Genomic DNA, 13684 nt, shown 5'->3' with positions numbered 1-13684 from the left:
TTATTCGGCTATTTGGTTTATTTCTTCTGCGACTTGTTTAAAAAGTTGCAGAATATCATTAGGGACATCAATATTGTACCTAGATTGATATACTTTACCAAATACATCAATAGGCTGTAGTTCGCTAAGTTCATCTGGTGTAATAAATTCTGCTGCTTCCAGGGTTGATGCTGGATATTTTACATCAATTTTAGCAAGCCTAACTCTCTTTCCTGCTAATGCCGTCTCTAATTTATGTCGCAAAGCTGGTTCAGGTCCGTCGAGTAGTATTCTTACTTCCAGAAAAGGAACTGTTTGTAGATTATTATCCATAATTGGCAGATTATCTAGTAATCCAATTACTTCATGCAATGGCAGAGGAGTTTGTGGAATTCTTTGAAGTGGAACAGATAATGGAATTTCTATCGATTTTAGCTCGCTGATTTCTTCGTCTAGTTCAAAAACGATAATCTGATGCTTATAATTTAATTCAGAAAAAGACATTGGTAATGGGCTTCCCGAATACCGAATGTGTTCTTTTCCACCAATTCTCTGTGCTTTATGAATATGCCCCAGTGCTACATATTTAATATCTTGATGAAATGCAGTAGCCGGAATACATTCTACACCTCCCATAATAAGCCTTTCTGTTTTATCCAAATCGCTTACTTCGGCGTAATGAGTATGCAAATGCCCCATAGCTATAATAGTTTGTCCATCTTGCTTTTTCAAACTAGCATATTCAAATGCATCTTTATATAATGCAGTTACTCCTTCAGTATAAGGATTTGCACAATTTAATATAGTTGGATAGTCGCCCATGCGCAAAAAGGGAATCGCAAGACACCATATTTTTACATTTTTTGAATCATCATGAATAGGAACAAGTAGCTTTTGGTAGTCTATATTGCCTTCTCCATCTTTTTCAACCAAGCCTATAATATGTACATTAGAAGATTCCAATAATGGTTTTGGAGCTTCTAAACGTGATGCGGAATCGTGATTACCTGCCGTAATAACGATCTGTAGATCAGGAATTGCTTTAGTGGCTTTGTTTAGAAAAGAATAAAACATTTTTATCGATGATGCGGATGGGTTGGAAATGTCAAAAACATCTCCACTAATGAGTAAAACATCTATTTGTTCTGTTTGCAAAGTATCAACAAGCCAATTTAAAAACTGTTGGTGTTCGTAAGTACGGTCGTATTCGTGAAACAATTGGCCAATATGCCAATCTGCAGTATGGAGAATCTTCATATTTTACTTTGCTTTTAGTCAGTACACTTTTGAATTACATATGTAAGATAATTCAAATATCATTCTTTAATATGAATCTTTTTTACGGAAAACCATATTCTCCTTTCAAATATATCGATTCACAAAAATCAACCACCACGTATTTATACCAATTTATTTATAATTAATTTCACTAATATCTAGCTGTTAATTTATCCAAAACCTTATTATTTTCGTAAATATATAATATGCAAATGAGATACGTAGACATACTCCCTAATAAAAATAAATAAAGTAATCACTACACAATTTTTGTTATGAAAAATGCTTATTTATATGTCAGAGTGGAAAAAATGGTCAAACTGACCACCCATTCCAGTTTTAATTGACCAGTACAAATTTGTAATTAGTTCGTTTTTAAACATGCATTTATCACACTTAAAATCAAAACATTACAACTGAATTGATGCTTATAAAATGATTTGGAATTCAATGGTCACTACAAATTGGAATAAGATGATCAATGGCATTGGAATTTGCAGTTTATATATGCCTAAATAATTCTTCATCGACTTCATCCATACAATTTATCAAATCCAAGTATTTGAGAAAATTTTTGACAACACCATTAAATCCTACATATTTCAGGATTAAGCAGCAGGTAAGAAAATGGGCATTAAGACTGATTTTGATAAGCTCTTTCATTCTGACATCTTCATTTTTGTCATCATAAGGCATGTTGCCATGTAAAAAACGGTTTCTCATGCTTATGCATTTCAAATCACTTTTGTTTAATTCAAAACCGACCAATTCAAAAGCCAGCTTGAAACTTTCGTTATTTCCTACTTGATTTATGCTGTCTAATTTATTTATGACTGAAATTTTATTATTAAAATTGCTCTCATCAAGAGAATCAATTTTAATCTTAAATTCCTTTAATATTTGGTCAGCAAATTTAGGATCTTTGAATGGAGTTATCTTTTCACTATTTTCCTTTATCACAATTCCTTTTACGGTTTCTAATGCTACAAAAATAGCAGCCGCTTCAATCTCCACTGAAAGATTTCTTGATTGGCAAATGATCCTAACTGCACGCAACAAAATGTCATTGTTATGACAGGATTGCGCTAAATTTGAAAATATTTTTCTTGGAAAAAAAAACAATCCATCGGTTCCAGAATAAGCCTTGTATTCCCTATAATTATAAAGTTCTTTATTTGTGATAACACTTTCATTACTTTTTTTAAATGAAAATCCTTCAACTTTACTAAAATCCGCATCCTTAAATTTCAAAATATACTGAGTGTCCTTGACTAAGCTTCCACTTATTAATGCAAAAGAATATATTACGCTTTCTACCAATTTTCGAAACTCATTAATATTCAATTCATTGCAACAATCAAGAATCAAATAATTCTGCTTTTCTATTTGATAATCAAACAACCCCAAACTATAATTGCCAATATTTATTTCCAAGTACCCTGCCGCTCTAATATTCTGTTTTATTTTGAAAGGTTTTGTACAAAAATAATTACTGGGAATTTTTGTAAATCCATCAATGGTAAATATCGCTCTATAGTAACCTCTGCTGTTCAAGAGGTTAGATTCTATTTCTTTTATTTCCCCATTCATTTCAAATTCAGACAGCTTAAATCTTGCAGACTTTGCTCCTTTAAATAATTGAAATCTTCTATCGTCAACTAAAATTTCAAATGGATCAAGTAAACCAAAACCAATGTATTCAATCTTTTGATCTATCTTATTTAGAGGAGAGGTTTTATATTCAATACAGTCTTCGGTATTAAAAAACTCAATATCGAGATTATCAATAGTATCGTATTTTGAAATTATTTTTCCTTTCTTTATTCTTTTAAACTCCGAAAGGAAATCAATTACAGCAGTCAAATCAACTTCAATTGGTTCTTCTTTTATATTTTCATATTTTTCCATAAGCTGATTGATTGACATCTAAATTTAAAAAATATTTTTTAGTTATAGGATTCTGAACTAAACATGCGCAATTCAAACTATATATTTGCTCATATGATTAAAATGTTAAAACAAAATTGGAAAGCTATTCTGATTTTTAATTAGCTACTTGCTTTTCCAGCCTGTTTAATTCATTTTGATATTCGGTTAATAATAGTGCATTTAACTCATTATATTTTAAAAGTTCTGAAATTCGTTTTTTTAATCTTTCAATATCATATTTTTTTGAAAATTCATCTTTATCATCTTCATAATCAAAAAGAGGGATCTCATCAAGCAAAGTATCTATTATATCTACATCTGTACTATCAGGGAGCTTTGATGCGGCATCTATCCATACTTTTGTTTTTTCATCTTTTGCTCTAGAAGCTGCTCTGCCTAAGGCATACTCAATCCATATTCTGGCGGTCTTATCCACAGTTTCAATAATTTTAATCCACTTCTCTACTTCTGCTTTATCATCCAAATCGGCTGCTGATGGCTCTTTTTCATCCCTGTTATTGTCTGGCAGGTAAAAATAGGGCTGTTCTTTCTCGGGATTTAATTTAGACAATGCTTCAAAAATGGGCTCAAAACTCTCAAGCGGCCTTCTTCCCGAAGGAATAGACTGTCGGTGCTGCCATAACTTTAAAATAGTATCAAAACACTCTTTTTCCGCTTCCTTTTTTATATTTGCCTCAGACAGCTCTGCTATAGTTATTTTTTCGGCAATATAATGAGCCATCCATCGGGAAAAAGTATCCACTCCTGGCTCTAGGTTAAGCTCTTTGACAAATAGTTTACCAAGGTTTATGATTTGCTGTTGTTGTTCTAAGTTCTCCATCTGATGACAATATAAATAGTTTATTTACTGGTTTTGAATATTCATACTTTTCTTCCCGGCTTCGATATTTATAGGTAATATCCCTTTTAATACTTACCTCCAATATTAGATCACAATTAAAAACTGAGCACAGCTCTTTCAAAAACTTTATTGAGGCTTTTATCCTGCTGCCTGACTGGTCTGGTGTTTCATCCCTCTCCATACTATAAGTACTCCATATTTCGCATTCCAAATCAGGATCAGACGAAAGCGGCAGATACCATAATTTTCCATCATTTCCTGCAGACAAATTCAGTTTTTCGGAAATATCTCCACCAATCATATAGGGAGGATAATCGACATTCTCCGCATAAGGATCGTGTTCATCTAATCTTTTAGATCCATAATCTTTATTAATCCACCCTTTAAGCTCAAACGGATTAGAACTTATTTCCATCCTCTTCTCTTCATAATCGGGAAGTTTAAAATCGTCTGGATCACTGCAGGTCTGCAGTGCCCTCATTAATGCATCAGATGCATTTCTGGAAACCAATGCCGAAGCAATTGAAACTTTCTCGGTTCTCTCAGAATGTTTTTCTTCCCACCTGCCTCGCACATTAATCCATAGATCACCATTAGAGTCTTCAGTTCTTAGAGCTTTATAAAAACATTCTTCCGATATATCATCTCTCCAGTTCTCACTCTTACTCAAAGAAATCCATTCCGGTCTTTCCAAGGGTACCGCGCCTCGATAATCAGACAGCCATTTCCCATCGGCACTAGTGAGCAGATGTCTTGATATCCATTCATCCCATTCATTGTCCGTCCATTGATCTTTTGAAACCACCGGCATTTTTTCCAGAAGTTTTGCTGCCGCTGCCATCATAGAATGATAAGAGAGATAAAAATCAAGATTATCTGTTCTTGGATAACTGCTGTGATCATGCCATGTTTCTCTTTCATCAGAATATCTACTCCAAAGATCTGCACGAGGATCATTCTTCCAGCCGTTTTGCTTATCTAATCCCCATTGTTTTATAATTACATCAGCAGCAATATCTTCTGCCTGTTTGCCCGATATTCCGAAAACATCACCAAGAGGATCAAACCAGTATCTGTCAAAATCGTATCCGAAATAAAAGTCGTACTCAGTAGTAATTTCATTCTTAACATGCCAATAGCTGTCAACTGTATCATTGTAATTCATTTTTATCACAGGCATTTTACTTTTACCCGTCATTTTTATTTTTTCCAATGTCTCGATATCATAAATATCTTCACAAAAAGAAGCTAGATTTATTGCCGTATCTGCTGCAAATTTTTGGATAAGTGCATGGGGCTCGCCAAGGGCATGCTGAACAAATAAGTCCTTAAAAGGAGCCAGCAGAACGGCTCTGTCAAGAGAGATCCGCGACGAGGCAATCAGCAGATATAATCGTGCATGAAGATTATAAAAAGGAAAATCAGCACTTCCAAAAGCATCCGTTTTATCGTGCTGCATCCATTTAAAAAGCGCTTCAATGATCTCCATACAGTTAAATTCTGCCATCATTCTTACGCAGTGGGCTGCATTCCAGCGCTCAGCAGAGCTTGGAGAACCAAGCGCCGACCAGATAAAACCTGCTATCTGATGGTGTACATTTCCGGAAACAGCCAGCCATTCACTCCATACTCCATCGCCAAAATCCTGTTCAATATGAAGCTCAAACCTGAACAAGGCAAAATCAAGAAGTTCAGCCGCTTCGTCAGGTACAATTAAGGGCGCAGTCATATCCACAAATCCAAAAAATGTTTCAGCATCAGAGAACTCGTATGTGCCGGCAAGTCCTTCAAATATTCCTTCCTTGAGTTTATCAATTTCAGCGTTATCGAAATTAAATTCTTCAATAAAATATTTAATTGAATATGGAGAAGTCAGTTCATGCGCATATTTTTTACCTAATTCTCTGATAAGAGACGGCCATTTTTTTTTATAACTTATTTTATTTTTCCAGGCATCAGGAAGCGATTGAAAAAATCTTTTGATTTCATAGTGACTTAATTCAGAAGACAGCAGTATTTCAATAAACTTCCAAATCGACTTTTCACCCAGTCTCTGTACAATTTGTTCCCAGAATGATTCAATATTTCTGTAAAAACGTTTATCTGATAAAGAATAAAATGATTCAAGGCACTTTTGAAAATGTCCGAGCTCAAAAATATCCCAGGCTTCAAATACATCGTCCCATGCAACATCATTGCCGTTTTGGCTGGCATCAGCAATAGGTCTCTTTTCAATGTCTATTACCGGTTCTTTTTTATTCTTTTCATGGTATGCCGAAATTTTTTCTACTATGTCATTTTTAATATTCTCATCATACCCGATCTGCTTGATTCTCTCCCAGAATTCGGGACTGGTGCCAACTGACTGCAGCAATCTGACCGAATCGGCAAATATCTTATCTTTTATTTTTGCGTTTGGCTCTTTTCGAAGGCATAGTGAAAGGAATTCACCATGTTGATGATAGGATAAGAATCTTGTAAGCGCCCAGCCCGTTGCAGGAGATATAATCTCAGACTCCACTAATTCGACCGACAATGCTTCGAGCTGATACTCAAATCTTCCTATGTTCCTGTCTCTCCATCTGCTTAATGCTGCAATAGCAGTACCGCTTGACATTCTGGCACACACCGCAATTGCCTCGCTTCTATCCCAGTGTTTTTCACGGTCGACATATTCTCCAACCACTTCCGCACAGCGTATAAAACGATAAGCAAGTAAGCCTGAACTACTCTTTGAACTGCATGACCGTTCTGCAAGCGACACAACAGCTTCCCATCTTCTGACTATTTCATCCCCGAATTTAGAAACTATATCTACCGCCTCTTCAAAATAAACAGCTGCATCATCCGGTGCTGTGTTTAGCACTGCACGAGCTAGGCTGATATATCTTTCGGCGGCAGTATCCGGCTGACCATCGGTAATATTCTTAATCTTTTTATATGCATGCTGCTCGAGTTCTTGTTTCAGGAAGTCCAGATGCTCGAGCCTGAAGGCAGCCCTTACATTGTCCAGGTCGTCCGGAATCCATAAAAATTTATTGTTCCTTAAATAAGTCTCATAAAATAATTGAATCTCCTCTTTTTTTCCTTTGCTGTAAAGCCTCAGAATAGAAGACTGCTGTGAGGCAATCTCATTCGGAAGGGTATCGTGGGAACTGTACCTGCCTGTTCTTGCCTTTTTTGAATTTTCATCTGTCTTTCCTACCTGAGTTTCAAAATCAAACTCCTGTCCGCTTAATATTAAAGCCCGCAGATGATACCATGGGAACAAACCGCCTATTACTTCCCTGAATTTCTTGATTTCATTATCCCGGTCATATTGATTCTTTTTCTTTTTCTCTGCAAGGTCATCTGGCAGAATACTGTCGAAATCCAGATCTGATTTCTGTTGAAGTATCATTCTAACTGCCAACGCCTTTAAATAGAAATTGCGCTCATGCCATTGATGTCCGTCATAAACCATTCTAGTCGCTTTCTCAGGAATATAATGCTGTAGTACTTTTAAGAGTTTTGACTTGGGCAGTTTTCTATACAAACATGCCTCTACAAATGAAAGTATTGCTCCGTTAAGGTTTTCATTTTGATAATAGTGCTTGGGAATTTTGATTCTCGTCCTTGCCTTAACAAATAATTCCAGGCAGTCCTCAAGGTGTTCTTTCTCAGGAAAATGGCCTGTGCTTACAAGTTCGCTGGTAATAGCCGTAATATAGTAGGGTTCACCGATGCTAACTTGCAACATTTCTTCCACAGCTGTAAAATTTCCCGCATCTATAAGTCTTCTTGCTAGATTACCAAGTACGTTGAAAACAAAAAGTTTTGAGGTGAAACGGTTTAAAAAACCGATACAGTCCTTTACTCCGTAAATATTAAAATAGGCAGATGCCATTTCCAGGACATTCCCGTCGGTAACCTCATTCTGAGAATGATCATCCTCACTTTTTTTTAATTCATCAAAGTAGATCCCCATCCAGTTTACAGCAGCTCTCAAATACCCTCTGGCTTCTCCTTTATATTCATCTATTCCTGAGAGCAAGGACGCAGTATAGATATTCTCCGAACCGTTCCATGCTCCGCTTAGCAATCTTTTAAAAGCGATGTCCTGAACTTTCTGTTTGTCCTGTAAAGCGGTCAGAAGATCAATATTGCCATGAAAAAGACTGATCTGCCTTTGGTTCCCTGCCATTTCCTCTCCTGCACGTAGCGCTATTTTTACCGCATCTTTGTATTTTGTTTCACGCACTGCAGCCCTAAAAGCAAACTGAAGGCGATAAATTCTGACGCTTCTGGCATCAATAGGATTATCCTGTGGCAGATAACTATCCGAGAGAGCGGTTTCAATTAATTTTTCATACTGCCCTGCTTGGAGATAAAGATGCGGCAGCACTTCTGACACATAGGTAAAATCGCCTGCCAAAGGCTCCAAAAGCTTGATGTAAGTTTCAAAATTTTTCTTTTCTGCTAAAAAAGTTTTCCTGAACCAGGTCTCCGAAGGCTCATCCCTGAACTGCACCGATTCATCAGAGAGCCATAAAGATCTTCCAATATCAGCTGTAAAGCTTTTAATTGTCTCAATGGAAACTCCTGCAGCTTCTGCTAAAATTTTTACAGGGATATGAGGCGGCAGGCTTGCCAGACCTAAACATACTGCATCTATCTGCCCCTGAAAAGAAATTGATAGAGAATCCTTCAGTGCAGACACAGCAGAATGCAGCTGCTGTTCGATCTGCTGCTCAACTGTCGTTCCCAAAGGCCCAAGCCTGCCTAGAAGTTCCAGTACGCTAGTTACCTTAACGCTCAATGCATTAGCCTGCACACGGGGATTCCCGCTTGTCAGCCTGTGAAATTCTTCGCCATCTTTCTCGTCAGCATCTTCAAACCATCTTCTTAAATTCAGCAAGGACTCTTTTTTTGAAAACGGTTTTAATTCAATTCTTCCGATTTTTGAATTAGGCTTCAGGAGATCAATACGTTCGGTTCTACATAATAAAATGAGCCTGCTTCCCTCGGGTATATTTTCACGCAAAAGCTCATTGGCAAAACATGGCGTGCTGTATTCCTGCGCTGCCATTTCTGCATTATCAGCTGCATCAATTAAAATAAATAACAAAGCAGAATTATCTGTTTGTCTTAAGTTTTTTACGGATGCCTCTAACCTCCATAAAAATTTTCGCATGATATCGCTGTCCTGAGATGTATCCTGAACGATCAAAGGATCGCAAAGCCCCTTTACGGCAAGTTCGTTGGCTATCTGAACCAAAGCATCACGATGTCTGTGCCGCGGTTCGCTGCGATTCCTATATTGTCCCGCGCCAAAGCAGTCGTAAGCCACAGCGATTGAGTTTAAAGGTAGGGAGGCGGATAGCTGCCTGCAGAACATAGACTTTCCAACACCCCCCGGAGCGTGCACAATAACAGGATAATTAGAAAGTGAAATGCTTTCTATAAGCTCCCCATACTGTTGCCTTACAATAACTTCTGCCGTTTCTTCCCATATTGCAGGAGCCGGAAATAAATCTCTTTCTGAGAATATGTTAAAACGTTTTAAAATATCTTCACGGTTAATTACTCTGTTAGACTTGGGCAAGATTTTTTCCTGCACCAGTGCAACGATATTTTCGATCTGCGCATTATCAACACTTCCTGCTATAAGATGCGAAATTTCAAATCTGAGTTCGTCTTTCTGACTGTCATAATCCCCCTCGCCGTCCTTAAAATCTAAAAATCCGCAAAACCGCGATAATTCATCGGAGGTGAGTCCTGTATAAGCAGTAATCGTTTTAAGAAATCCCGTTGAAACAGGTTTACCTTCTGCCAATAAAAGAATCTTATTTTTAAAAAATTTCTGCACAGGCCTATTGGTGACCAAAATAAATGAAATGTCAGCAGGAGCATCAGTCTCTTCCTTATGCTGGTTATATCTTTTTGAAAAGCCTTCGATGGTATCTTTCAGATCACTTAAGGTAAAAGGGCTGTCTTTCTGTACCGTCGTATGCTTGAGCTGATAATACTTGATCCGCTTATTATCATCCTGCAAATCGTAGTATTCGGAAACATCTATGACATATTCTCCTTCCTTTTTATTTTCCTTAGACCCTTCAATCACTATGGAACGAAGAGAAGTATTAGGATAAATGAGTCTTAAGCAGCGTCTTGCTGCCCATCTGTAGTGAAATACATCACCGGCTCTTGAATAAGCTACTAAATCATTAGACATTATTTTTATTTTTTAATGTAAGAAAAACGATAACCGTGACTAATATAGCACCTTCTTTTTAATCTAAATAATAAAGGCGCCAAAAAGCGCCTTCATCTGCAAAGGAATAATAAGTTTCAGCAGTAATGTGGAAAAAACGGTTCAACTGACCATCTCTTTCCAGTTTTAATTGACCAGTACAAATTAGTAACCAATCCATTTTTAAAAATTCATTTATTTTAATAAAAATCAACCAATTGCAATTAGATTATTATTTATAAAATGCATTGGAATCAAGTGGTCACTTTAAATTGGAATTGGGTAGTCAATATCACTAGAATTTGCAGTAGCCTTTAAAATAAAAAATATATTTAAAATTCTGTATAGTCAAATTTTTATAGAAAATGTTCGTTATGTTATTTCAATATTCAATTGAAATAATGGCTTTTTTGTTATCCGATCTAACACACTGGTCTTCTTATGGCTTAGTTTATATCCTTGTTTTATCTTCTTTTAAATATTTTATTTCGTGATCAGGTTTTGGTTTAATAGAAACAAATTCAATATAATCAGTTCCCTTAAGGTCGATTCTCATGCCTTCAGTAATTATTTTCTGGCTGATTGTCCAATCAGGATTGCTGTAATACAGAGTCAAAACGTCCACTATAAAATCCGAGAGAAGACTGTCAATTTTTTCATATCTAACATTAATTGTGAGGTAGAAAACGTCCTGGGAGATTGTAAAAGTCAAACCATACTTTTCCTTATAATTGGCTTCGGCTGCAAAATGATAACCTAAATCGGTATCCGTTATTTTTATTATTACCTGTTCGTGTCGTGTGCGTTGGTCATACTCTTCACGGCCAGGATCATCCTTCGAAATCCCTATTTTTTTCAACATAAGGGGAGAAATAACAAAATCATATTCCAGTGTATAGTGAAAGTTAATGACCTTTAAAAGTTCAAAAAGTTTGATAAACTCCTTAATTTGTGGTAGGGTGCTGTCTTTATGAGCCTTGACAAAATCGATATACTTATCTTTAGATCCAAAAATTTCTGTGACAGTATCAGAAATTCTAAATGCAGTATTTGAAAACGGATCGAGCTCGGTAAACTGAACGCATAAAAGCTCGATGCTGTTACGCAGCCAGAAGTCTATTAAAATTTTATTGATTTTATTTTTATTTATTAACTTCACTCCATGATAGACGCTGGATGTTCTGAAATTATTTACATCCCAAAGTATGGCGTCATAGCTGGATAGGTACTTTTTATATAATTCAGTGGCTTTTTTAATTATATAGTTTTCTTCAAGTTGCCAAAGCTCATTCAGATCCTTAATTTTCCAAATTGTACTTAGTAAAATAAGTCTTGTTTCATTGGAAACTGCATTACTACTGAATAGAGATTCATCCAGCCATTTTCGATACTCCGCAATTCTAACTGCACCAAGCCGCTCATAAAGTTGTGAAGCAAATTTTTCTATAAGTTTATAGGTATCCATGTTATAGTGGCTCTCAATGCCATTCATTTCATAGATAATTGTAAGGTACTCTATAATAAGTTGCAATTTCTCAATGTCATCGGTCGAAAAATAATCCAGTCTGCCAATAAGCTGTTCTGATTTACCTTGTTGTTTTATGTTTAGCAGTTCGCTTTTAAGCGACTGCTTTTCAGCTGTAAATAAGGCTTCAAATTCGGCCTGCTTAAAGTAGTTTGGAAAGATACGCTGCTGGACCAGCATTTGAAAGTTATTGGTAAATCTGATCGAGTCTTGTCCTTCAGGAGTGTTTTCATCGCCAAAAAGGTAGGCCATTGTTTTTACAAGCAGCACTTTATCAGTTCGGTTAATTTTTTCGTTACTATTATTATGTGCGCCCGTACTACTTAAAACTTCTGCATAAAGCTGGTATTTATCAAGATGCTTAATACTGCCTATTGATTCATTGGCGAACGAATAAAGAACCTCTTCAGCAATATCTTTCTGATCTTTGGGAACTTCTTTTAATTTATAGGTTCCTTTTATTTTGTCAACGGTTAAAAAATCTCCTCTGCTGTCATTTAGCTGTTTCACGACTTCTGGAAATTTTAGTTTAAAGAAGGTGAAATTTATAAAATCTTTCAGGTTCAGATATGAAAAATCTTCGTTGAAAAGAGAAATATCGTACTTTATTTGATTTACGACCCTTTTCACGTCCCTAAAATTTTTTACATAATCCTCAAAAAGCAGATTTGGTTCCATGACAGCAGTGTTCAATCTTAATTCTAAATCAGCCGGTGCCGGACTAAAAGGGCGAAGCATTTCTGTGATAAAGTACTGTTTTAATAGACTGTTTTGTATCTCAGGAAGATAAATCTCCAGCTGGAAAAACTTATCGACAAACTTGGTATCAAGAATATTTCCTTTTTCGGTCAGGCGTTTTATCACATACTGCTTATCCATTGCAAGGACAAAAAAGGTATTGGTAAAGTTGGCAGTATTACGGATAAGTTTAAGAGTCTGCAGGATTTCTTTTTGGTTCAGGCGGTCCAGATCATCAATGAAAACAATAATTTTTTTATCTGTTTCCTCAAGCATTTTGTTTATGTTCTCATATAGCTCGCATGCCGAGGACTGTGAGAAGTTTGTAATATGGTTCTCCAGAAAACTCTTGAGGTTTTTGTTTTGATAGAGGTCTGTTAATTTTTCGGAATAGTCAACTATCTGGTTGGACAGCATGCCGTTATAAGGTGCCAGTTGGTTACTCAGCAATGTGAAGAACTCATTTATGATTTCACTTTCATTGTGATTAAGATACGGCAGGAAGTGAATTGAAATTATTTCATTTTTTTTAAATTGTTCCGATGTATCAATATTGTTTTTAACAAGCTGTATAACACTTGATTTTCCATTACCCCAGGAACCTATTAATCCTATTGAAATTGATTTTGGATGTTTATCATTTAGTAATATTTCAGTTAGTTTTCCAACAATAGGACTAAAGTTTATCTGATCTTGCTCACTGTTCGAAATAGGATCGTCGCTAACTAGAAAATTATTTACAGACATTGATTGTTTCATTCCTTTTTTAATCTGATTGAAGTAACTAAAGCTGCAGTAAAAAAGCAATAGTACGAGTGCGAGGTCAATATATTTTATAGAAAACCATCTGTTTTCGACTATTGCATGCAGGTTCCAGTTTAATTCATTCCAATTAAAGCGATAATATAAAAGCAAGAGCGACAATAAAGAAATAAATGAATACTCTGCTGATGCAGGCAGATATTTATTAGTAATTAATTTTTTGAACAAAAGGACAAATGAACTAATAAAAGCTAGTATCATAACGAGTTGAAGATACCTGGTGTTATACGAGGGATCGGACATTAGAAAAGTCTCGATAAATAAGTTAATCGCTTTTTGGAAATAAAGAAAGATAAAAATAATAACAGCAGATAATATT

6 protein-coding genes are annotated in these 13684 nt (G+C 35.9%); all 6 read right to left on the bottom strand.

Annotated features, from left to right (window positions below; all coding sequences use genetic code 11):
- Positions 1–1236 carry an exonuclease SbcCD subunit D gene (locus tag ABEG11_RS15310; protein ID WP_348825049.1) on the bottom strand — a complete coding sequence of 412 codons (1236 nt, stop codon included), beginning with the start codon at positions 1234–1236 and terminating at the stop codon, positions 1–3.
- Positions 1237–1758: 522 nt separating this feature from the next.
- Entirely contained in the window at positions 1759–3183 is a 1425-nt protein-coding gene (locus ABEG11_RS15305) for a hypothetical protein (protein WP_348825048.1), read from the bottom strand.
- Positions 3184–3301: 118 nt separating this feature from the next.
- Entirely contained in the window at positions 3302–4027 is a 726-nt protein-coding gene (locus ABEG11_RS15300; RefSeq protein WP_348825047.1) for a hypothetical protein, read from the bottom strand.
- Positions 3984–10262, bottom strand: a complete 6279-nt coding sequence (locus ABEG11_RS15295; RefSeq protein ID WP_348825046.1) for a P-loop NTPase family protein — start codon at positions 10260–10262, stop codon at positions 3984–3986. Before ABEG11_RS15295 ends, ABEG11_RS15300 begins: the two co-directional genes overlap by 44 nt.
- Positions 10263–10320: 58 nt before the next feature.
- Positions 10321–10461, bottom strand: coding sequence for a hypothetical protein (locus tag ABEG11_RS15290; protein ID WP_348825045.1), 141 nt, complete (start codon positions 10459–10461; stop codon positions 10321–10323).
- Positions 10462–10731: 270 nt separating this feature from the next.
- Positions 10732–13566: a KAP family P-loop NTPase fold protein gene (locus ABEG11_RS15285; RefSeq protein ID WP_348825044.1), complete on the bottom strand. Its 2835-nt coding sequence runs from the start codon at positions 13564–13566 to the stop codon at positions 10732–10734.
- Between the last annotated feature and the right edge of the window lie 118 nt (positions 13567–13684).

The sequence above is a fragment of the Flavobacterium aestuarii genome (genome assembly GCF_040049115.1).
Classification (GTDB): domain Bacteria; phylum Bacteroidota; class Bacteroidia; order Flavobacteriales; family Flavobacteriaceae; genus Flavobacterium; species Flavobacterium aestuarii.
This window is presented reverse-complemented; position numbering and strand designations above follow the sequence as displayed.

Bases quoted from the DNA above. Each gene is read 5' to 3' on its own strand.
- ABEG11_RS15310 (WP_348825049.1), bottom strand. From the start codon at position 1,236: ATGAAGATTCTCCATACTGCAGATTGGCATATTGGCCAATTGTTTCAC.
- ABEG11_RS15305 (WP_348825048.1), bottom strand. From the start codon at position 3,183: ATGTCAATCAATCAGCTTATGGAAAAATATGAAAATATAAAAGAAGAA.
- ABEG11_RS15300 (WP_348825047.1), bottom strand. From the start codon at position 4,027: ATGGAGAACTTAGAACAACAACAGCAAATCATAAACCTTGGTAAACTA.
- ABEG11_RS15295 (WP_348825046.1), bottom strand. From the start codon at position 10,262: ATGTCTAATGATTTAGTAGCTTATTCAAGAGCCGGTGATGTATTTCAC.
- ABEG11_RS15290 (WP_348825045.1), bottom strand. From the start codon at position 10,461: ATGGATTGGTTACTAATTTGTACTGGTCAATTAAAACTGGAAAGAGAT.
- ABEG11_RS15285 (WP_348825044.1), bottom strand. From the start codon at position 13,566: ATGATACTAGCTTTTATTAGTTCATTTGTCCTTTTGTTCAAAAAATTA.